This window comes from Pseudomonas sp. BMW13, assembly GCF_013357275.1.
Classification (GTDB): domain Bacteria; phylum Pseudomonadota; class Gammaproteobacteria; order Pseudomonadales; family Pseudomonadaceae; genus Aquipseudomonas; species Aquipseudomonas khazarica.
Window position 1 is genome coordinate 184,445 of record NZ_SUKD01000012.1, and the last position, 20,694, is coordinate 205,138.

The 20,694-nt window shown below is 65.9% G+C and carries 17 protein-coding genes; 14 read left to right on the top strand and 3 right to left on the bottom strand.

Annotated features, from left to right (window positions below; translation table 11 throughout):
* Positions 1–68: 68 nt before the first annotated feature.
* The 3 genes from E4487_RS09930 to E4487_RS09940 all read left to right on the top strand — a co-directional run bounded on the left by E4487_RS09930 (position 69) and on the right by E4487_RS09940 (position 2,443).
* Positions 69–1,298: an electron transfer flavoprotein subunit alpha/FixB family protein gene (locus E4487_RS09930; protein WP_037049978.1), complete on the top strand. Its 1,230-nt coding sequence runs from the start codon at positions 69–71 to the stop codon at positions 1,296–1,298.
* Positions 1,299–1,372: 74 nt separating this feature from the next.
* On the top strand, positions 1,373–2,146 hold the full coding sequence (locus E4487_RS09935) for an electron transfer flavoprotein subunit beta (protein WP_037049981.1): 774 nt from the start codon (positions 1,373–1,375) through the stop codon (positions 2,144–2,146).
* Positions 2,147–2,191: 45 nt separating this feature from the next.
* Positions 2,192–2,443 carry a hypothetical protein gene (locus tag E4487_RS09940; protein ID WP_037049983.1) on the top strand — a complete coding sequence of 84 codons (252 nt, stop codon included), beginning with the start codon at positions 2,192–2,194 and terminating at the stop codon, positions 2,441–2,443.
* A gap of 94 nt (positions 2,444–2,537) precedes the next feature.
* Here E4487_RS09940 and E4487_RS09945 read toward each other — a convergent pair whose 3' ends face one another.
* Positions 2,538–3,632 carry a GlxA family transcriptional regulator gene (locus E4487_RS09945; protein ID WP_037049985.1) on the bottom strand — a complete coding sequence of 365 codons (1,095 nt, stop codon included), beginning with the start codon at positions 3,630–3,632 and terminating at the stop codon, positions 2,538–2,540.
* Positions 3,633–4,393: 761 nt separating this feature from the next.
* On the opposite strand from E4487_RS09945, the gene E4487_RS09950 reads away from it, so the two are divergent.
* The 8 genes from E4487_RS09950 (at position 4,394) to betA (ending at position 14,601) form a co-directional block, all read left to right on the top strand.
* Positions 4,394–5,338 (top strand): ABC transporter substrate-binding protein, encoded by a 945-nt coding sequence (locus tag E4487_RS09950; protein WP_134676142.1) that lies wholly within the window; start codon positions 4,394–4,396, stop codon positions 5,336–5,338.
* A 962-nt stretch (positions 5,339–6,300) separates the two neighbouring features.
* Positions 6,301–7,506 (top strand): glycine betaine/L-proline ABC transporter ATP-binding protein, encoded by a 1,206-nt coding sequence (locus tag E4487_RS09955; protein ID WP_037049990.1) that lies wholly within the window; start codon positions 6,301–6,303, stop codon positions 7,504–7,506.
* Positions 7,499–8,383 carry a proline/glycine betaine ABC transporter permease gene (locus E4487_RS09960; RefSeq protein ID WP_037049993.1) on the top strand — a complete coding sequence of 295 codons (885 nt, stop codon included), beginning with the start codon at positions 7,499–7,501 and terminating at the stop codon, positions 8,381–8,383. The genes E4487_RS09955 and E4487_RS09960 overlap by 8 nt, the downstream gene beginning before the upstream one ends.
* A 28-nt stretch (positions 8,384–8,411) precedes the next feature.
* A complete protein-coding gene (locus E4487_RS09965) occupies positions 8,412–9,356 on the top strand; it encodes a choline ABC transporter substrate-binding protein (protein WP_175253255.1) in 945 nt (314 codons plus the stop codon).
* 207 nt (positions 9,357–9,563) lie between these two features.
* Positions 9,564–10,415 (top strand): glycine betaine ABC transporter substrate-binding protein, encoded by an 852-nt coding sequence (locus tag E4487_RS09970; protein WP_037049999.1) that lies wholly within the window; start codon positions 9,564–9,566, stop codon positions 10,413–10,415.
* 138 nt (positions 10,416–10,553) lie between these two features.
* On the top strand, positions 10,554–11,144 hold the full coding sequence (betI, locus tag E4487_RS09975; protein ID WP_037050001.1) for a transcriptional regulator BetI: 591 nt from the start codon (positions 10,554–10,556) through the stop codon (positions 11,142–11,144).
* A gap of 158 nt (positions 11,145–11,302) precedes the next feature.
* Positions 11,303–12,775 (top strand): betaine-aldehyde dehydrogenase, encoded by a 1,473-nt coding sequence (gene betB / locus E4487_RS09980; RefSeq protein WP_037050004.1) that lies wholly within the window; start codon positions 11,303–11,305, stop codon positions 12,773–12,775.
* 119 nt (positions 12,776–12,894) lie between these two features.
* A complete protein-coding gene (gene betA / locus E4487_RS09985; protein WP_175253256.1) occupies positions 12,895–14,601 on the top strand; it encodes a choline dehydrogenase in 1,707 nt (568 codons plus the stop codon).
* Here the strand turns inward: betA and torT are convergent.
* Positions 14,590–15,609, bottom strand: a complete 1,020-nt coding sequence (torT, locus tag E4487_RS09990) for a TMAO reductase system periplasmic protein TorT (protein WP_175253257.1) — start codon at positions 15,607–15,609, stop codon at positions 14,590–14,592. The two genes, betA and torT, sit on opposite strands and share 12 nt — an antisense overlap.
* Positions 15,610–15,738: 129 nt before the next feature.
* Between torT and mdtD the strand changes: the two genes are divergently transcribed.
* The 3 genes from mdtD to E4487_RS10005 all read left to right on the top strand — a co-directional run bounded on the left by mdtD (position 15,739) and on the right by E4487_RS10005 (position 19,896).
* Positions 15,739–17,160, top strand: a complete 1,422-nt coding sequence (mdtD, locus tag E4487_RS09995; protein WP_175253258.1) for a multidrug transporter subunit MdtD — start codon at positions 15,739–15,741, stop codon at positions 17,158–17,160.
* An 81-nt stretch (positions 17,161–17,241) separates the two neighbouring features.
* Positions 17,242–18,618: an ATP-dependent RNA helicase DbpA gene (dbpA, locus tag E4487_RS10000; RefSeq protein ID WP_175253259.1), complete on the top strand. Its 1,377-nt coding sequence runs from the start codon at positions 17,242–17,244 to the stop codon at positions 18,616–18,618.
* A 42-nt stretch (positions 18,619–18,660) separates the two neighbouring features.
* Complete coding sequence (locus E4487_RS10005; protein WP_037050016.1) at positions 18,661–19,896, top strand: diguanylate cyclase domain-containing protein; 1,236 nt, start codon at positions 18,661–18,663, stop codon at positions 19,894–19,896.
* Here the strand turns inward: E4487_RS10005 and E4487_RS10010 are convergent, their stop codons facing one another.
* Positions 19,897–20,628 (bottom strand): ABC transporter substrate-binding protein, encoded by a 732-nt coding sequence (locus tag E4487_RS10010; protein ID WP_175253260.1) that lies wholly within the window; start codon positions 20,626–20,628, stop codon positions 19,897–19,899.
* Between the last annotated feature and the right edge of the window lie 66 nt (positions 20,629–20,694).

Sequence of the window (20,694 nt, forward strand, 5' to 3'; positions counted from 1 at the left end):
CGGGGGCAACCCGCCAGCACCTGTCCGGCGGGTTGCACCCGCCCTACGCACCGTCTGGAGGCCATGCAATGAGCGACATCATCCGCCGCGACCCACGCGCCGAGTGGATCGCCCGCAACCGCCTGCATCCGCTGCATGCGTCGATGCAGAAGGCCGAGACCAGCTGGATGGGCCCCAACGGCATCATCCGCAAGAACCCGCACGCGCTGGCGGCCGGCTTCATCGGCCCGGCCGGCATCAAGCGCATCGACCGCAGCGGCGCCCAGCAGGGCACCAGTGGCAAACGACAGAGCGCCAGCGTGGAGGTGCAGCTGCCGCTGCACGTGGTCGAGCAACCGGCCTACCACATCGTGGTGGTGCCCGACATGGTCGGCGGCCGCCTCTCCAGCCACGACAAGGACCTGCTCGGCCTGGCCCACAAGCTGGCGGCCGATGGCGGTGCAGTGGTCGCCGTGCTGTTCGGTGACGACAAGGAAAGCGCCTTCGATACCGCCGGCGTGGACCGCATCCTGCGCATCGCCGGCGACACCTTCGACGGCTATGCGCCGGAGGCCCGTGTGCTCGCCCTCAGCGCCGTCGAGGCGCAACTGGCGCCGCGCCACTGGTTGCTGCCCGACAGCCGCACCGGCGGTGGCGAGCTGGGCCGACGCCTGGCCGCCAAGCTCGGCGAGCGTCCGGCCACCCGCGTCTGGCAGGTAGCTGGCGAACAGGTGACCGGCCGTGCCGGCAGCGGCCAGCAGGACCTGCAGCGCGCGCTGCCCCGGCTGCTGCTGGCCGCCGCCGAATGCGCCGAGCCGGTCAGCGAAACGCGTCATGAGGCGCGCCCGCTGGAGCTCAGCAGCAAGATCGCGCAGAGCCTGCCACGCATCGAGGACCTCGGTTCCGTCGCCGTCGACCCGGCGCAGATTCCCATGGCCGAGTCCGAGTTCATCCTCTCCGGCGGCAACGGCGTGAAGGACTGGGAACTGTTCCACCAGGCCGCAGTTGCCCTGGGCGCCACCGAAGGCGCCTCGCGCGTGGCGGTGGACGACGGTTTCATGCCGCGCAACCGCCAGGTCGGCGCCACCGGCACCTGGGTTACCGCCCGCGTGTACGTTGCGGTGGGGATCTCCGGCGCCATCCAGCACCTGCAGGGCATCGGCGCCTGCGACAAGGTGGTGGCGGTGAACATGGACCCCGGCTGCGACATGATCAAACGTGCCGACCTCTCGGTGATCGGCGACTCGGCGCTGATCCTCCAGGCGCTGATCGAACGTGTCGCCGCCTGGCGCCAGGAGGGCAAGCGCGATGCAGCCTGAAACCTGCGTAGCCCGGATGCAATCCGCAGCCCTCACAACCCATCCCCGGAGTGCATCCGGGCCAAGGGGGAGCCATGCCTGATCTGAATATCGTCGCCCTGGTTTCGGTTGGCGCACACCCGACCTCGGGACGGGCGCGCCGCGCCGAACAGGACGCCCGCGCGGTGGAACTCGGCCTGCGCCTGGCCGGACAGAATCTGCAACTGCTGCATGCCGGCGACCCACAGGCCGAAGCGCTGCGCGGCTACCTGGGCATGGGCCTGGAGCAGCTCGACGTCCTCGAACAGACCGAGGGCGCCGACGCCCTGCCGTTGCTGGTCGACTACCTGCAAGGCAGCCGTACCCAACTGGTCCTGACCGGCAGCCAGGCGGAAACCGGCGAGGGGTCGGGCATGCTGCCGTTCCTCCTCGCCGAGCACCTGGGCTGGCCGATGGTGGTCGGCCTGGCCGAAGTGGAGAAGGTCGAGAATGGCGTGGCGCAGGTACTGCAAGCCCTGCCCCGTGGCCAGCGGCGACGCCTCAAGGTCCGCCTGCCGTGTGTCGCCAGCGTCGACAATGCCGCCCCCGTGGCGCGGCAGAGTGCCTTCGGCCCGGCCCGACGCGGCCTGATCGAGGCGCATGAAGTCGCGGTGGTGGACGACCCGCTGCTGGCCGCAGCCAGCCTGCAACCGGCCAGGCCGCGCCCGAAGCGGCTCAAGGTGATCAAGGCCAAGACCGGTGCCGAACGGATGAAGGCCGCGACGGCCAAGGCCAGTGGCGGCGGCGGTCAGGTGCTCAAGGATGTCTCGCCACAGGAAGGCGCAGAGGCTATCTTCAAGCTATTGATCGAAGAAGGCGTACTGCGCTAGCAGGCGGCTGAACGACGACCTGCGCTGCCAAGAGGAGCCACGACCATGATGCATGCCGACCTGATCGACCAGGAAGACTTCCGCGAACACCTGATCGCCCTGGGCCTGAACATCCCCCCGGGCGCCTCGCCGGAACAGGCCTGCGAGCTGGCCGTCAGCGGGCTCAGCGCCGAGCGCGCCATCGCCCTGCGGCGCCTGGTGGAAGAACTGCTGGGCGGCAGCGCCACCCTGCTGCCCAACGTGCGCGAGGCCATCAGCCGGCATCTGCTGCCGGCGCTGGTGCCCAAGCCCAGCTGAACGCTACAGCAAAGCTGCCTCCCAGCAGACTCCTGCTGCGTGGGAGGGGCAAAAAAAGGGGCGCCACTGGCGCCCCTTTTTCATTGCCGCGCGGTCAGATGCGCACGCTGGCGAAGGTCGACTCGCCCTGGGCTCGGTTCAGCGCCAGCACGGCACTGGAGTTGACCTGCTGATCGGGGATCGGCAGCAGCACCACCAGGTTGTTGCCCTGCTGACCCGCGCGCTCGTCACGCGGCGGAATACCGAAGTACTCGCGGTAGCACTTGGAAAAGTGTGGGGTGGAGACGAAGCCGCAGACCGAGGCGACCTCGATGATCGACATGCTGGTCTGCTTGAGCAGCTGGCGTGCGCGAATCAGGCGCAGCTTGAGGTAGTAACGCGACGGCGAGCAGTGCAGGTATTTCTGGAACAGGCGCTCCAGTTGGCGCCGGGAGATGTCGACGAAGCAGGCCAGTTCGTCGAGGTCGATCGGCTCCTCCAGGTTGGCTTCCATCAAGGCGACGATTTCCTGCAGCTTCGGCTGATTGCTGCCCAGCATGTGCTTGAGCGGCACGCGCTGATGATCCTGTTCGTTGCGAATGCGTTCGTAGATGAACATCTCGGAGATGCCGGCGGCCAGTTCACGACCATGCTGCTGGCCGATCAGGTGCAGCATCATGTCCATCGGCGCGGTACCGCCGGAGCTGGTGTGACGATTGCGATCGATGGAGAACAGACGCGTGGTGATGGCCGCACGCGGGAAGGCTTCCTGCATCGACGCCAGGCATTCCCAGTGCACACTGCAGTCATAGCCATCGAGCAGGCCGGCCTTCGCCAGCGCCCAGCTGCCGGTGCACACCGCACCGAGCTGCCGGCCCTGGCGCGCCTGCAGTTGCAGCCAGCTGACGTGCTCGCGCTTGACGCTGTGCTGGATGTCCACACCGCCGCAGACGATCACCGCATCCAGCGCCGGCGCGTTGTGCATGGCCGTGTCCGGGGTGATCTGCAGGCCGTCGCTGGCGCTGACCGGCTGACCGTCGTGGGTCAGGGTGTGCCAGCGGAACAGTTCCTTGCCGGAAAGCTGGTTGGCCATGCGCAGCGGTTCCACCGCCGAGGCGAGGGAAATCAGGGTGAAGTTGTCCAGAAGCAGGAAGCCGATGGACTGAGAAACGCGATTCTGGGGTTGTCCCCCCTGGCCTAACTGCGACATCGATGAACACCTCACGCCAAGCACGGTATGAACCCCGCTCGAGGAGGGGCTCTCTTCTAGTTCTGCCGCCGATCAAGGGACCCGCGCAGCTATGCAAATTCACGCAAAGGCCATGCCTAAATTGATTACGCGTTCAAAAATAAATCGCGCGCGACGCACACCGCGAAAATGCCGGCTCGGACTGCCTGGAAAGAGGCGACCCAGGCACACGCAAAGCCACGTGAGCAGAGGGTTTGAGCATTTCGGTAGCACTCGTCTGACAACGTGCTACGGGGCGCCGTTCGCGCAGTAACGCTTGCCCGGTAACAGCCGCGACCGACCGGTCATTTTGCATGATCTGGGCGCCCGTATCGGCCGCACCAAAATCTCGCGAAAGAGGGCCATCTGGGGCGACTTTGCACCAGCAAGGATCAGCACGCGCCGGCACATCTGAACGCACCTCTCGAAGCCCCGCGAGGCCGCGCGCGTGACGCCTGCGCAACGCGAACAGCGTCGACCCGAGCGCGCCGGAATCCGGCTGCACATCTGCTCGCCGCACGCTGCCCATGATCGGGTTTTCACCATCCGCATCACGCCTGACACCGACCCCGGCATGCTCGGGCGCGGCGCCGCGGCAGGCGCACCGGCCACGTCTCGATTCGGCATGCGGAGGTCGTTTTTCAGGCGGCCCGGCGGCCTGTCTCTTGCTACGAAATAGCCCGCACGCGCTGCACCGCAAGAGGATCTACCCATCTCTGGCCACCCCGCACACAGGACTGCTCATGAACAGACTTAGCCCGCTGCTGCTCGCCACCACCCTGCTCTGCTCCGCCACGCTGCAAGCCGCCGAAGATGCACGCTGCGAGCTGGTACGCCTGAGCGATGTCGGCTGGACCGATATCACCATGACCACCGCAGTGGCCCGACTGGTACTCGGGGAAATCGGCTATCGCACCCAGGTGCAGCGCATGTCCCTGCCCGATACCTACCGCAGCCTGTCGGAAGGTCAGCTGGATGTGTTCCTCGGTAACTGGATGCCGGCACAGGCCGACCTGGTCCAGAACCACCTCGACAGCGGCAAGATCGAAAAACTGCACACCAACCTGCCGACGGTGCGTTACACCCTGGCCGTGCTGACGCCAGGCTACGAGGCCGGACTGAAGGATTTCGCCGACATCCACCGCTTCAAGGACCAGCTCGGCGGGCAGATCTTCGGGATCGAGCCCGGTAACGAGGGCAACGAGATGGTCAAGGGGATGATCCGCGACAACACCTTCGGCCTTGCCGGTTTCACCCTGGTGGAGTCCAGCGAGAGCGGCATGCTCAACCATGTCGAGCGCGCCCAGCGCCTGGACAAGTGGGCGGTCTTCCTCGGCTGGGAACCGCACCCCATGAACGAGCGTCTGAAAATGAACTACCTGGCAGGCGGTGACGACTTCTTCGGCGCCAACTACGGTGCCGCCCAGGTCAATACCGTGGCCCGGGGCGACTTCAGCCGGCAATGCCCCAACCTGGCGCGACTGTTTCGCAACATGACCTTCACCATCTCGGCGGAGAACCACCTGATGAGTGCGGTACTGGAAGGCAATACCAACCGCCGGCGCGTAGCCAAGCAATGGATCGAGGAGAACCCGCAGATAGTGGCCAGCTGGCTCGAAGGCGTCACCCGCTACCAGGGCGGGCCGATTACCACCGCCTTTGATACGCCTTTGGCCTCCAGCAACTGAAAAACGGCGAAAAGACGAGAATAAGCGATAAAAATCACTCATCTTTCAAGAACACAAGAAAACCCAGACACCTTCGCCGACGTGTTCCCGCGCAGCGCGGTTCCGCGGTCCGGGTGACTCCCGAGTCAGCTCGAACCGATAGCCGTTTTCACTCGCCACGGAGTGGGCGAATGCACCTTTCTGTAAATTTTTTTCAACATCGCCACAGCCCCCGCGATACGCTGCCTGAGCCACTCTGGAAGGGCAAGAACCACGCCCGGCGCGGCTTCCAGCCTTGGCCAAGGGGTAAAAAAGTCTGTTAAGGTTTTTAAGGCACGCGCTCGAAACCGTCTCCCGGCACCTGCCCGGAAACGGTTCGAGAGCGCATCGAGCAGTGGAATCGGGAGCCCGGAAAACGTCAGAACGACGGGAATGCACACCACGTGATGGGGTATGTCGTCGCCCAACACGTCAGGGTCGCAAATCGACAATTGCGCAGACCCCAAGACTATATCGTTGAGTCAGCCGATGACGTCGCTGCCGCATCTCAAGAGAGAGCGGCAGACCGGGGCCCTCCGCCCCGGACCGAAGAACAGAACAAGCGCTGGCCCCCCCGCGATTGGGCGCCAGCCCAACAAGAAATTTCGGATGTACGCATGCGCCAGGATGGCGCATGAAATCCCAAGGGAATGGGCTTCGAAACACTGCCAGAGGGTTTGGAAAGCGGTTTGCAGCACGGCAAGACAGTGGTCACTCATCAACAGGTCGCGACGACGCAGCGGGCAGTTCCTGCCAACGGCCGCGTGCGTTGCGGTGTGCCCGAGTGTCACCAACCCGGCCAGCAGCGAAACGCCCACCAGCCTCGACACTTCAGCAAACACCCACACAGGTATCAGAGACCTGACACAGCTGACCTACGCTTCGACGACGCGTGCTCGGCCGTGCCAGCGTGACCTGAATATCGCTTGAAGGGGAAACGTCCCATGCAGTCTGGAAAGATCGTGGTCGAACACCTGTACAAGGTTTTCGGCTCAAACCCACAAGAAGCCATCGACTTGCTCAAGGAAGGCTGGAGCAAGGAGAAGATCCTGGCCGAGAAAGGCGCCGTGATCGGCGTCAGTGATGTCTCGTTCAGTGTCGAAGAAGGCGAAATCTTCGTTCTCATGGGCCTCTCCGGCTCTGGCAAGTCCACCCTGATCCGCCTCATCAACCGCCTGGTCGAACCCAGCGCCGGCGATGTCTACATCGATGGCCAGAACGTCGCCAAGCTGCCGCAGTCGCAACTGATCGACCTGCGTCGTCGCGACATGAGCATGGTCTTCCAGTCCTTCGCCCTGATGCCTTCGCGCAGCGTGCTGGACAACGCCGCGTTCGGCCTCGAAGTCGCCGGCGTCGGCCGCAAGGAACGCGAGAAGCGCGCCATGGACGTGCTCACCCAGGTCGGCCTGGACACCTTCGCCCACAAGTACCCGCATGAACTCTCCGGCGGCATGCAGCAGCGCGTTGGCCTGGCCCGCGCGCTGACGGTGAACCCGTCGATGATCATCATGGACGAGGCCTTCTCCGCCCTCGACCCGCTCAAGCGCCGCGAAATGCAGGACGTGCTGCTGGAGCTGCAGAAGACCCATCGCCGCACCATCATCTTCGTTTCCCACGACATCGAAGAAGCCATGCGCATCGGTACCCGCATCGGCATCATGGAAGGCGGCAAGCTGATCCAGGTCGGCACCCCGCAGGAGCTGATCGAGAAGCCGGCCAACGAGTACGTGCGCAACTTCTTCGACACCGTCGACACCAGCCGCTACCTCACCGCCGGCCAGCTCAAGGCCGACAGCGTGCCGACCTACGTCTACAACGGCAAGGCGCCGGATGCGGCGAAGATCTGCAAGGAACTGCAGGCGCTGGACAAGCACTACGCCTTCATCGTCGACGAGCAGAACAATTTCCAGGGCTCCATCAGCCTGGAGAAGATCGCCCTGATGGTCGATGGCGACGAGCCCAGGCCGCTGGAAAGCGAGGCGCTCAAGCAGGTCGTTCCCGTTCCGGAAGACATGCCGCTGGAAGACGTCATCACCCGTCTCGTGGACAACGAGGGGCCGATCCCGGTGGTCGACGCCGAAGGCCACTACTGTGGCGCCATCAGCAAGGGCCGCCTGCTGACCCGACTGCAGGGTGAAGCCAATGAATGACAAGAAGCTCGACCTGGGTAGCTGGGTCAACGACGTCGTCCAGCACCTGCTGGACAACTACAGCGGTGCCTTCGACAGCATCGGCCAGGTCGTCAGCGGCTTCTCCGAAGCCATCGAAAACCTGCTGATGCTGCCGCCGGCCTGGCTGCTGATCGCCATCTTCGTCGCCCTCGGCCTGTGGCGCATCGGTGCCCGCTTCGCCGTGTTCACCGCGGTGGCCTTCATCCTCATCGTCATGACCGGCTTCTGGGAGCAGACCGTCGTGACCCTCGGCCTGACCTTCTCCTCGACGCTGATCAGCCTGCTGCTGGGCATCCCGCTGGGCATCTGGGCCGCCAGGAGCGAGCGCGTGGCGACCATCATCCGGCCGATCCTCGACTTCATGCAGACCATGCCGGCGTTCGTCTACCTGATCCCGGCGGCCATGCTCTTCGGCCTGGGTCGCGTGCCCGGCATCATCGCCACGGTGATCTTCGCCATGCCGCCGGCGGTACGCCTGACCAGCCTGGGCATCCGCCAGGTGAACAAGGAAATCGTCGAAGCCGGTCAGTCCTTCGGCTGCACCAGCCGCCAGCTGCTGTTCAAGGTCCAGCTGCCCAATGCCATGCCGTCGATCATGGCGGGCGTCAACCAGACCATCATGATGGCCCTGTCGATGGTGATCATCGCCTCGATGGTCGGCGCCGGTGGCCTGGGCAACGACGTACTGGCCAGCATCCAGCGCCTGGATATCGGGCTAGGCTTCGAAAGCGGCATGGCCGTGGTGTTGCTGGCGATCATCCTCGACCGCATTACCGAAAGCTTCGGCACCCCGCAAACGAACAAGCGCGGCATCGTCGCCTGGTTCAGCGGCAAGCTGCAGCGTCAGTCCACCTAATTCCGTTTCACTTCACAGGGAACCGCAGATGAAAACGATCAAGACCACCGCCGCCATCGGCCTGCTGTCGTGCGCACTGATGCAGGGTGCGATGGCAGCCGAGCCGGCCAGCTGCAAGCAGGTGCGTTTCGCCGAGATCGGCTGGGCCGACATCGCCGCGACCACCGGCGTGGCCATGACCCTGGTCGAAGGCCTGGGCTATCAGCCGCGCAAGATCATGGCATCGGTGCCCATCGCCTTCACCGGCGTGAAAAGCGGCCAGGTCGATGTGTTCCTCGGCTACTGGGCCCCGTCGATGGACTCGGTGATCGAGCCGTTCCTCAAGGACAACGGCGTCAAGGTGCTGGAGAAGGCCAACCTCGAAGGGGCCAAGTACACCCTCGCGGTACCGACCTATGCAGCCGAGGCCGGCCTCAAGAGCTTCCAGGACATCGCCAAGTTCAAGGACCAGCTGGGCGGCAAGATCTACGGCATCGAGCCGGGCAACGACGGCAACCTGCTGATCGACGGCATGATCAAGAACAACCAGTTCGACCTCGGCAGCTTCCGCATGGTCGAGTCCAGCGAGGCTGGCATGCTGGTGCAGGTATCGCGCGCCATCAAGAAGAAGGAGCCAGTGGTCTTCCTCGGCTGGGCGCCGCACCCGATGAACACCCAGTACGACATCACCTACCTGTCCGGCGGTGACGACGTGTTCGGCCCCGACTACGGCGCAGCCAAGGTCTACACCGTGGTCCCGCCGGACTACGAGGCTCGCTGCGAGAACGTCGGCAAGCTGCTGGGCAACCTGCAGTTCACCGTGGAAATGGAAAGCCAGCTGATGGAGAAGGTGCTGGAGAAGGAGAACCCGCAGACCGTCGCCAAGGAGTGGATCAAGGCCAACCCGGCGATCCTCGACCAGTGGCTGAGCGGCGTCACCACCTTCGACGGCCAGGACGGTGTAGCTGCCGTGAAGAAACACGTCGGGCTGTAACAGGCCACGACCCGATTCAGGCCCGCGACCTCAGGTCCGGGCCTGGAATCTCCCCTCCAGCACCCAGGTGCCGACCTCTGGTCGTGGCGGGGAGAATCTGCCCGCGAACCGGCAATCTGCTGCGCAACACGGATTCGCAAGGCCCGCAATGAGAACGAGCCAGTCAACGATATTGCAACTGCCACTCAACTGACGGAGCACAAGAACATGCGCGTATTCAAGCATCTCTGCCTCGGCGCCGCCGCCCTGGCCATCGGCATGGGCAGCGCCCTCGCTGCCGAAAAACCCACTCTCAAGATCGGTTACGTCAACGGCTGGGACGACAGCGTCGCCGTCACCCATGTCGCCGGCGAGATCCTGCAGAGCAAACTCGGCTACAAGGTCGAATTGAAGCCGGTCGAGCCGGCCATCATGTGGCAGGGAGTGGCCCGTGGCGACCTCGACGCCACCCTCTCCGCCTGGCTGCCGGCGACTCACGGCGAGTACTACGAGAAGCTCAAGGACAAGGTCGAGATCCTCGGCACCAACTACTCCGGCGCCAAGATCGGCCTGATCGTGCCTGAGTACGTGCAGGCCAAGAGCATCGAAGACCTGGAGAAATACGCCAAGGACTTCGACGGCAAGATCACCGGCATCGACGCCGGTGCCGGCGTGATGCGCCGCACCGAAGACGCCATCAAGGAATACAACCTGGCCAGCATCAAACTGATGCCGAGCTCCGGCCCGGCCATGGCCACCGCCCTGACCCGCGCCGAAAAGGCACAGAAGCCGATCGTGGTCACCGGCTGGATCCCGCACTGGATGTTCGCCAAGTGGAAACTGCGCTTCCTCGAAGATCCGAAGAAGGTCTACGGCGATGACGAGCGCGTCGACACCGTGGCCAACCCGGAACTGAAGGGCAAGGCCGCCGACGCCGCCGCGTTCCTCTCCAAGCTGTCCTGGAGCGGCGAGGAAGTGGGCGCCGTGATGCTCGCCATCCGCGAAGGCGCCAAGCCGGAGCAGGCCGCCAAGGACTGGATCGCCGCCCACCCGGAGCGCGTCGACAGCTGGCTGAAGTAAGGCTCGGTTTCATCGAGCAGACGCAGCGGGCCCCTGGCCCGCTTCGTCGTTTCTGACGCTCGCTCGAGCGCAGGTTTAATTGATCGCCCGATCAAAATCCGCCTAGACTTCGGCTCCCCCGCCCGCACGGAGAGACCGATGCCCAAGGTCGGCATGCAGCCCATTCGCCGTTCTCAACTGATCGCCGCCACCCTGGAAGCCGTGGACCAGGTCGGCATGGCCGACGCCAGCATCGCCTATATCGCACGCCTGGCCGGGGTCTCCAACGGCATCATCAGCCACTACTTCAAGGACAAGAACGGCCTGCTCGAGGCGACCATGCGCCACCTCATGCAGGCGCTGCGCGACGCCGTGGCCGAACGCCGCCTGGCACTCGGCGACGACGCCCCCCGCGCCCATCTGCGCGCGATGATCGACGGCAACTTCGACGACAGTCAGGTCAGTGGCCCCGCCATGAAGACCTGGCTGGCATTCTGGGCCAGCAGCATGCACCACCCGGCGCTGCGGCGCCTGCAGCGGGTCAACGACCATCGCCTCTACTCCAACCTCTGCGGCCAGTTCCATCGCGCCTTGCCGCAGGATCAGGCACGCCTCGCCGCTCGCGGCCTGGCCTCGCTGATCGACGGCCTGTGGCTGCGCGGTGCGCTCTCCGGCGAAGCCTTCGACACCGGGCAGGCGCGCCGCATCGCCTACGACTACCTCGACCTGCAGCTGAGCAAGACGCCATAAGCGCGGTGTAACCCGCCGCACAGCCCCCCGGCCTGGCTGACTCCGGGATCAGTCGCCATGTCGTGATTGGCTGCGTGCTGTCGTTTTTATTGATTGATCGTTCAATTTAAATAAAATAGGCTGTTCTCAAGCAGATGACCGAATCCAGAGGACAGCCCATGCCCCGTTTCGCCGAACAGCAGCTCTACATCGGTGGCCAGTACGTCGCCGCCAGCAGTGGAGAAACCTTCGACAGCATCAACCCGGCCACCGGCGAGGTGCTGGCCAAGGTGCAACGTGCCAGTCAGGCGGATGTCGACCGGGCCGTGGCCTGCGCAGCCGAGGGCCAGAAGGTGTGGGCGGCGATGACCGCCATGCAGCGCTCGCGCGTGCTGCGCAAGGCGGTGGACATCCTGCGCGAGCGCAACGACGAGCTGGCCGAGCTGGAAACCCTCGATACCGGCAAGCCGCTCTCCGAGACCCGCTACGTCGACATCGTCACCGGCGCCGACGTGCTGGAGTACTACGCCGGCCTGATTCCGGCCATCGAGGGCGAGCAGATTCCGCTGCGCGACACCTCCTTCGCCTACACCCGCCGCGAGCCACTGGGCGTGGTCGCCGGCATCGGCGCCTGGAACTACCCGATCCAGATCGCCCTGTGGAAATCCGCCCCGGCCCTGGCCGCCGGCAACGCGATGATCTTCAAGCCCAGCGAGGTCACCTCGCTGACCGCCCTGAAGCTGGCCGAGATCTACAGCGAAGCCGGTCTGCCAGCCGGCGTGTTCAACGTGCTCACCGGCAGCGGCCGGGAGGTCGGCCAATGGCTGACCGAGCATCCGGGCATCGAGAAGGTCTCCTTCACCGGCGGCACCGTCACCGGCAAGAAGGTCATGGCCAGCGCCTCCAGTTCCAGCCTCAAGGAAGTGACCATGGAACTGGGCGGCAAGTCGCCGCTGATCGTCTTCGAGGACGCCGACCTGGACCGCGCCGCCGACATCGCAGTGATGGCCAACTTCTACAGCTCCGGCCAGGTCTGCACCAACGGCACCCGCGTGTTCGTGCCGCGCATGCTGCAGGCGCGCTTCGAAGCCAAGGTGCTGGAGCGGGTCAAGCGCATCCGCCTCGGCGACCCGCTGGCCGACGCCACCAACTTCGGTCCGCTGGTGAGCTTCGCGCACATGGAAAGCGTGCTCGGCTACATCGACAAGGGCCGCAGCGAAGGCGCGCGCCTGCTGATCGGCGGCTCGCGTGTGACCGACGGCGACTACGCCAGCGGCGCCTACGTGGCCCCCACCGTGTTCACCGACTGCCGGGACGACATGACCATCGTGCGCGAGGAAATCTTCGGCCCGGTGATGAGCATCCTCGTCTATGACGACGAAGAAGAAGTGATCCGCCGCGCCAACGACACCGACTACGGCCTCGCCGCCGGCGTGGTGACCCGCGACCTGAATCGCGCGCACCGGGTCATCCACAAGCTGGAAGCCGGCATCTGCTGGATCAACACCTGGGGCGAATCGCCGGCCGAGATGCCCGTCGGTGGCTACAAGCAGTCCGGCGTGGGCCGCGAGAACGGCCTGGTCACGCTCGGCCACTACACGCGCATCAAGTCGGTGCAGGTGGAGCTGGGCGACTACGCCTCGGTGTTCTGACCACCCGCCAGGGCAGGAGCGATCCGCACCTGCCCGAATTGCCGCCCCCTAGCCCCGGCCCTGATCCGGGGACAGTCACCCGCGTTCTCCCGGATAACCGCCGGGCAACAGGAGGAGCCATGCCTCAGGAATTCGACTACATCATCATCGGTGCCGGTTCGGCCGGTAACGTCCTGGCCACCCGCCTGAGCGAAGACGCGGACGTCAGCGTCCTGCTGCTCGAAGCCGGCGGCCCGGACTACCGCCTCGACTTCCGTACCCAGATGCCCGCCGCCCTGGCCTACCCGCTGCAGGGGCGCCGCTACAACTGGGCCTACGAGACAGACCCCGAGCCGCACATGAACAACCGGCGCATGGAGTGCGGGCGCGGCAAGGGCCTCGGCGGTTCGTCGCTGATCAACGGCATGTGCTACATCCGCGGCAACGCCCTGGATTTCGACAACTGGGCCAAGGCCAAGGGCCTGGAAGACTGGACCTACCTCGATTGCCTGCCCTACTTCCGCAAGGCGGAAACCCGCGACATCGGACCCGACGACTACCACGGCGGCGACGGCCCGGTCAGCGTGACCACGCCCAAGGCGGGCAACAACCCGCTGTTCCACGCCATGGTCGAGGCCGGCGTGCAGGCCGGCTACCCGCGCACCTCCGACCTCAACGGCTACCAGCAGGAAGGCTTCGGCCCGATGGACCGGACCGTGACCCCGCAAGGTCGTCGCGCCAGCACCGCACGTGGCTATCTGGACCAGGCCCGCGAGCGTCCTAACCTGACCATCGTCACCCATGCCACCAGCGACCGCATCCTCTTCGACGGCAAGCGCGCCAGTGGCGTCAGCTACCTGCTCGGCAGCTCGAACGACACCCACACCGCCCACGCCCGCCGCGAGGTGCTGCTGTGCGCTGGCGCCATCGCCTCGCCGCAGATCCTGCAACGCTCCGGCGTCGGCCCCGCGGCGCTGCTCGGCGAACTGGACATCGCCCTGGTCCACGATCTGCCAGGTGTCGGCCAGAACCTGCAAGACCATCTGGAGATGTACCTGCAGTACGCCTGCACCAAGCCGGTGTCGCTGTACCCGGCGCTGAAGCTGCACAACCAGCCGGCGATCGGTGCGCAGTGGCTGTTCGCCGGCAAGGGTATCGGTGCCAGCAACCAGTTCGAGGCTGGCGGCTTCATCCGCACCCGCCCGGAGTTCGCCTGGCCCAACATCCAGTTCCATTTCCTGCCGGTGGCGATCAACTACAACGGCAGCAACGCGGTGAGCGAACATGGCTTCCAGGCCCACGTCGGCTCCATGCGCTCACCGAGCCGTGGCCGCGTCCAGCTCAAGTCCAAGGACCCGCGCCAGCACCCGAGCATCCTCTTCAACTACATGAGCAGCGAACAGGACTGGCAGGAATTCCGCGACGGCATCCGCCTGACCCGCGAGATCATGGCGCAACCGGCACTCGACCCCTACCGCGGCCGCGAGCTCAGCCCGGGCGCCGACGTGCAGAGCGACGCGCAGCTCGATGCCTTCATTCGCGAGCACGCGGAAACCGCCTTCCACCCGTCCTGCTCGTGCAAGATGGGCGAGGACGACATGGCGGTGGTCGACGGCCAGGGCCGCGTGCATGGCCTGCAGGGCCTGCGCGTGGTGGATGCGTCGATCATGCCGGAGATCATCACCGGCAACCTCAACGCCACCACCATCATGATCGCCGAGAAGATCGCCGACCGGATTCGCGGGCGCCAGCCCCTGCCGCGCAGCACCGCGCCCTACTTCGTGGCGGGCGAGCGCCCGGTACGCGAGGCGCCGCTGCGCAACGCCAACGACCGCCTAGTCGGGTAGTTCCTGGCGGATCATCCAGTGCCCCTCGGGCGGCATCAGCCGGCCGAGGTCGAAATGCCTTAGCGAGGCGGCATCGAGCATCTCGATCTGCGGGCTGACCAGCTGCGGCAGCTTCTCGCCGTGCAGGCCACGCACCGCCAGGTCCAGCGCAACGCGCGCCTGGATCACCGGCGAATCGGTCGGTGCGGCCAGCACCTGACCCTCGCGAATCTGCTCCAGCACCCGCTCGGTGGCATAGAAGGACAGCACCTGCGCCCCGGAACCGGTGTTGCGCACCAGCTGCGCAGCGAACGCAGCCGCTTCGGCATTGCCGATCAGGTAGTCGAGTTGCGGATGCTGCTTGAGCAACTCGCGAACCAGCTTGGCCTGGCGGCTGCGATCCACCGGCCCGTAGCCGCCATGGGCCAGGGTGATGGCCTTGCCAGCCAGCGCCTCGCGTAGCCCGCGCTCGGCATCCTGCACCCAGCCGGCATCGGCCGGACCTGGCAACCAGCCGACCCGGATCGGCCGGCCGCCACTGACGCGCACCAGGTAGTCCAGCGTGGCGCGTGTCATGTCGGCGAAATCGACCCGCGAATGGGCACTGAGCCCCGTGCAGTCCAGGCGATTGATCAGATCGATGACCGGCCTTCCGGCCTGCAACTGCACTTTCGCGGCACTGCACAGGTCATAGGTGTTGATGCTGGCGACGACGAAGGCATCGGCCCCTTCGGCCACACAGCGGTCGAACTGTTCGAGCTGCACGTCGCCATGCTCGTAGCCGCCGGCTTCGTAGATGCCGAGACGCACACCCAGGCGCTGCGCCTCCTGATCCAGCCCCCAGGCGACGCCCCACCAGTAGCGGTCCTTGCCGTGCGGCAACAGCGCGCAGATTCGCCATGGCTGGGCGGCCGCCGGCAACGGCCGGTAGTCCAGCATGCGGCCATCGGCCTGAACCGGGTAGGGAAACCATTCCGCTGCCAGGAGCGATTGGCACGCGAGGGAAAGCCACAGGGATATCCAACGCATCAAGCCATCCTTAGCCCGTAACGGGCGATATGCCACCAGAACCAGCGTAGCACCCTCTCCGCCCCACGTTCGGGTTTGCCTGAGCGCTGGCGGCAGCCTAGAGTGAAGCGCGCAGATCACGAGAACAGCATGACCAGCCCCACCCCGCTCGATCCGAGTACCGCCCGCCTGCTGCCATGGATAGTCGCCATCGCCTTCTTCATGCAGACGCTGGACGGCACCATCCTCAATACCGCCCTCCCGGCCATGGCCCGCGACCTGGCCGAGGACCCGCTGCGCATGCAGTCGGTGGTGATCGCCTACATGCTCACCGTGGCGCTGCTGATCCCGGCCTCGGGCTGGATCGCCGACCGTTTCGGCACACGGCGCATCTTCTTCGGCGCCATCGCCCTGTTCAGCCTGGGCTCGCTGCTGTGCGCCCTGTCCACCTCGCTGGGCATGCTGATCGCGGCGCGCGTGATCCAGGGCCTCGGTGGCGCCCTGATGATGCCGGTGGGGCGCCTGGTGGTGCTGCGCGCCTACCCGCGCTCGGAGCTGGTGCGCATCATGAGCTTCATCACCCTGCCCGGCCTGCTCGGACCGCTGATCGGTCCCACGCTCGGCGGCTGGCTGGTGGAAGTGGCCAGCTGGCACTGGATCTTCCTGATCAACCTGCCGGTCGGGCTGCTCGGTTGCTGGGCCGCACTGCGGCACATGCCGGACCTGCGCGGCCCGGAGCGCAGCCGCTTCGACACGGCGGGCTTCCTGCTGTTCGGCGCCGCCATGCTGCTGATCACCGTGGCCCTGGAAGGCCTCGGCGAACTGCACCTGCCGACCCTGCGCGTGGTCCTGCTGCTGCTCGGCGGCATGGCCTGCCTCGCCGCCTACTGGCTACGCGCCGGGCGTATCGAACACCCCCTGTTCGCCCCTTCGCTGTTCCACACCCGCAGCTTCGCCGTGGGCATCATCGGCAACCTCTTCGCCCGCCTGGGCAGCGGAGCGCTGCCCTTTCTCACGCCGCTGCTGCTGCAACTGGCGATGGGCTATTCCCCGGCTCAGGCCGGCATGAGCCTGATTCCCCTGGCCCTGGCCGCCATGGCGGTGAAGCCCCTGGCCAAGCCGCTGATCGAACGCATCGGCTACCGCAACATCCTCACCAGCAACACCCTGCTGCTCGGCACCCTGATCGCCAGCCTGGCGCTGGTGGATGCCGGGACCTCGACCCTGCAACTGATCGTCCAGCTGAGCCTGATCGGCGCCTGCAACTCGCTGCAGTTCACCGCGATGAACACCGTGACCCTGATCGACCTGGACAACCGCGACGCCAGCAGCGGCAACAGCCTGCTGTCGGTGGTGGTGCAACTGGCGATGGGCCTCGGCGTCGCCTCCGCAGCCGCCCTGCTCAGTGGCTTCAGCCAGGAATTCGCAGGTGACGGCCAGGTGCTCCAGGCGTTCCAGGCCACCTACCTGTGCGTGGGCCTGCTGTCGATGCTGGCCGCCGCGATCTTCCTCCAGCTGGATCCCCGGGAGGGACGCGGCGGGCGGACCGTGCAGCTGCCGACGGACGACTGAAGAACTACCGGCATCGTTACAGAAGCGCCGGACCCGGCCTGCTACACTGCGGCCCTGTTTCACCAGCCCCGAGCCCTTGCCGTGACCGCCAACGCCTTCGCCAACCTTCCCCTTTCCGCCGCCATGCAGGCCAATCTCGCCGCCATCGGCTATGCCGAGATGACGCCCATCCAGGCCGCCAGCCTGCCGCTGATGCTCAAGGGCCGTGACCTGATCGCCCAGGCCAAGACCGGCAGCGGCAAGACCGCGGCCTTCGGCATCGGCCTGCTGCATCCGCTCAACCCGCGCTACTTCGGCTGCCAGGCCCTGGTGCTGTGCCCGACCCGCGAGCTGGCCGATCAGGTGGCCAAGGAACTGCGCCGCCTGGCGCGAGCCGCCGACAACATCAAGGTTCTCACCCTCTGCGGTGGCGTACCCTTCGGCCCGCAGATCGGCTCGCTGGAGCACGGCGCGCACGTCATCGTCGGCACACCGGGACGCGTGCAGGAGCACCTGCGCAAGGGCACGCTGAAGGTCGACGGTCTCAACACCCTGGTGCTCGACGAGGCCGACCGCATGCTCGACATGGGCTTCGTCGACAGCATCAGCGAGATCATCGAGCAGACCCCGGCCCGGCGCCAGACGCTGCTGTTCTCCGCCACCTATCCGGCCGGCATCGAACAGCTCGCCGCACGTTTCCTGCGCAACCCGGAGCGGGTCGAGGTCGAGGCACTGCACGACGACGGGCAGATCGAACAACGCTTCTACGAGATCGCCCCGAGCCAGCGCATGGAGGCGGTCAGCACCTTGCTGCGGCATTTGCGCAAGCAGCCGGTCGTGGCCTTCTGCGCCACGCGCCAGCAATGCGACGAACTGGCCAGGCAACTGGAGGCGGAGAAGATTTCCGCCGCAGCCCTGCACGGCGACCTGGAGCAGCGCGAACGCGACCAGATCCTCGCCCTGTTCGCCAACCGCAGCCTCAGCGTGCTGGTAGCCACCGACGTCGCCGCACGCGGCCTGGACATCGCCGGCCTGGAGATGGTGGTCAACGTCGAGCTGAGCCGGGATGCCGAGGTGCACATCCACCGCATCGGCCGCAGCGGACGGGCCGGTGAGAAAGGCCTGGCCCTGAGCCTGGTGGCGCCGGCCGAAGCCGGCCGCGCCCAGGCCATCGAAGCCCTGCAGGGCAAAGAACTGGCCTGGTACCCGCTGCCCGCCGCGAAAGCCAGCGGTGAGCCGCTGCTGCCGCCGATGCACACCCTGTGCATCGCCGCCGGGCGCAAGGACAAGCTGCGCCCGGGCGACATTCTCGGCGCGCTGACCGGGGACGCGGGCATCGGCGGCGACCAGGTCGGCAAGATCGCCCTGTTCGATCACCAGGCCTATGTCGCCGTTCAGCGCGACGTCGCCCGCAAGGCCCTGAGTCGCCTTGCGGAGGGCAAGATCAAGGGCCGATCTTTGCGTGTGCGTCTAGTGTAAGGCTGATATAAAGCATTAAATGGCCTGGGGCCGGAGTCACCCATGCGCAATATTCTGGTCATCGAAGACAGCCCGCTGGTACTGAAGATCCTCGAGCATCTGTTCCGCCAGGAACCGGATCTGGAGCCGATCTTCTGTGCCTCGCTGGCCGAAGCCGAAGTGATGCTGGACACCTCCTCCGACCTGTTCTTCGCCGCCATCGTCGACCTGCACCTGCCGGACGCGCCCAATGGCGAGAGCGTCGACCTGGTGATGCGCTATCACCTGCCCTGCATCGTGCTCAGTGGCAGCTACAACGAGCAGCGCCGCGACGAGCTGCTGATGAAGGGCGTGGTCGACTACGTGCTCAAGGAAAGCCAGCACTCCTACGAGTACGCCTTCCGCCTGTTGCACCGGCTCGATCACAACAGTCACATCAAGATCCTCATCGCCGACGACTCCGACGCCCAGCGCCACTACATCCGCCATATTCTCGAGCCGCACCACTACCAGATCATCGAGGCCCGCGACGGCAAGGAGACCCTGCGCCAGCTCAACGAGCATCCGGACCTCGACCTGCTGGTGCTCGATCACTCCATGCCCGGCGTCAGCGGCTTCGAGCTGGTCAAGCTGCTGCGGCAGAAACTGCGGCTCAACGACCTGATCATCATCGGTGTCTCCGCCGACCCCAAGGGTTCGCTCAGCGCCCAGTTCATCAAGCACGGGGCCGACGATTTCCTGCGCAAGCCGTTCTGCCCCGAGGAACTGAACTGCCGGGTGATGTCGACCCTGGAACGCCGCGACCTGCTGCGCGCCCTGAAGAAAGCCGCCGAATACGATGCCCTGACCGGGCTGAGAAACCGCCGTGCGTTCTACGAACAGGGCATGCAGATTCTGCAGCAGGCCCAGCGCGACAGCCGCCACATCAGCGTGGCGATGCTCGACCTCGATCATTTCAAGCAGATCAACGACGGCTTCGGCCACGCCAGCGGCGACAGCGCGCTGGTGGTCTTCGCCCGCGCTCTGAGCAGTTTTTTCCCGGACATGCTCCTGGGGCGCCTCGGCGGCGAGGAATTCGCCCTGCTCACGCTGCACGGCGCCGATCACGTGAACCAGGCACTGGAGAAGCTGCGCCAGCACTGCGCCGGCCTGCACTACGCCGTCGGTGCGCCGCCGCTGTCGTTCAGCGCCGGGCTGTACCACGGTGAGCCGGAGGACCTGGAGAGCCTGCTGCACGAGGCCGATATCCGCCTGTACCGGGCCAAGCAGCAGGGCCGCGCCCGCACCGTTCTGGCCTGATCAGAAGCCGTGGCGGCGAAACGTCGCGGTGTAGCTGCCATCGTCGCGCATGGCCTGGATCGCCGCATCGAAGCGTTCGACGATCGCCTTGTGCTCGGGATGACTCAGGCGCACCAGAATGTGCAGGCCGTTCTCGCTCAGCGGCTGCGGCAGGAACTCCAGGCCATCACGCAGCATGCTCAGGCTGCGCCCTAGCTGATGCCGCGCCACCAGTTCATCCTCGAGCGCCAGCTCCACCCGCCCGGCGTTGAGCATGCGCGCGGCGATCTCGAAGCTGCTGACGCCGACCTTGTGCAGGTCCGGGTCGTTGTCGAATGCCTTGGAGTAGGCGTAGCCCCTGACCACCGCAATGCTGTGCGGATAGAGATCGGCCAGGCGCTGAAAGCGGATATCGCCGCCCTTGCGCTGCAGGAAGCGGATGCGATTGATCAGGTACGGCTGCGAGAAATGACCGAACCGCGTGCGTTCCACGCTGTACCAGGCATTGATCAGCACATCGTAGTCACCCCGCTTGAGCCCCAGCACGGCACGCTCCCAGGGCACCTCGGCATAGTGGGTACGGTATCCGGCACGCTCGAGGGCCTGCTCCACCAGGTCACTGGCCAGGCCGTTGCCGGGTAGCCGCTGATCGGTGAACGGTGGCCAGGGGTCGGCCACCAGCCGCAACGATTCGGCCGCCGCCAACGCAGGCAACGACATCAGCAGCAACAGCCAGGCGCGCAACAGGGGCATCGACGGCGGTCCATCCGGGGTGGGCCCCTGTAGTGATAGCAGCCCTGATGGCCAGCGTCACTGTCT

Excerpts from the sequence above, each read along its gene's own strand:
- E4487_RS09930 (WP_037049978.1), top strand. The coding sequence starts at position 69 with ATGAGCGACATCATCCGCCGCGACCCACGCGCCGAGTGGATCGCCCGC.
- E4487_RS09935 (WP_037049981.1), top strand. The coding sequence starts at position 1,373 with ATGCCTGATCTGAATATCGTCGCCCTGGTTTCGGTTGGCGCACACCCG.
- E4487_RS09940 (WP_037049983.1), top strand. The coding sequence starts at position 2,192 with ATGATGCATGCCGACCTGATCGACCAGGAAGACTTCCGCGAACACCTG.
- E4487_RS09945 (WP_037049985.1), bottom strand. The coding sequence starts at position 3,632 with ATGTCGCAGTTAGGCCAGGGGGGACAACCCCAGAATCGCGTTTCTCAG.
- E4487_RS09950 (WP_134676142.1), top strand. The coding sequence starts at position 4,394 with ATGAACAGACTTAGCCCGCTGCTGCTCGCCACCACCCTGCTCTGCTCC.
- E4487_RS09955 (WP_037049990.1), top strand. The coding sequence starts at position 6,301 with ATGCAGTCTGGAAAGATCGTGGTCGAACACCTGTACAAGGTTTTCGGC.
- E4487_RS09960 (WP_037049993.1), top strand. The coding sequence starts at position 7,499 with ATGAATGACAAGAAGCTCGACCTGGGTAGCTGGGTCAACGACGTCGTC.
- E4487_RS09965 (WP_175253255.1), top strand. The coding sequence starts at position 8,412 with ATGAAAACGATCAAGACCACCGCCGCCATCGGCCTGCTGTCGTGCGCA.
- E4487_RS09970 (WP_037049999.1), top strand. The coding sequence starts at position 9,564 with ATGCGCGTATTCAAGCATCTCTGCCTCGGCGCCGCCGCCCTGGCCATC.
- betI (WP_037050001.1), top strand. The coding sequence starts at position 10,554 with ATGCCCAAGGTCGGCATGCAGCCCATTCGCCGTTCTCAACTGATCGCC.
- betB (WP_037050004.1), top strand. The coding sequence starts at position 11,303 with ATGCCCCGTTTCGCCGAACAGCAGCTCTACATCGGTGGCCAGTACGTC.
- betA (WP_175253256.1), top strand. The coding sequence starts at position 12,895 with ATGCCTCAGGAATTCGACTACATCATCATCGGTGCCGGTTCGGCCGGT.
- torT (WP_175253257.1), bottom strand. The coding sequence starts at position 15,609 with ATGCGTTGGATATCCCTGTGGCTTTCCCTCGCGTGCCAATCGCTCCTG.
- mdtD (WP_175253258.1), top strand. The coding sequence starts at position 15,739 with ATGACCAGCCCCACCCCGCTCGATCCGAGTACCGCCCGCCTGCTGCCA.
- E4487_RS10005 (WP_037050016.1), top strand. The coding sequence starts at position 18,661 with ATGCGCAATATTCTGGTCATCGAAGACAGCCCGCTGGTACTGAAGATC.
- E4487_RS10010 (WP_175253260.1), bottom strand. The coding sequence starts at position 20,628 with ATGCCCCTGTTGCGCGCCTGGCTGTTGCTGCTGATGTCGTTGCCTGCG.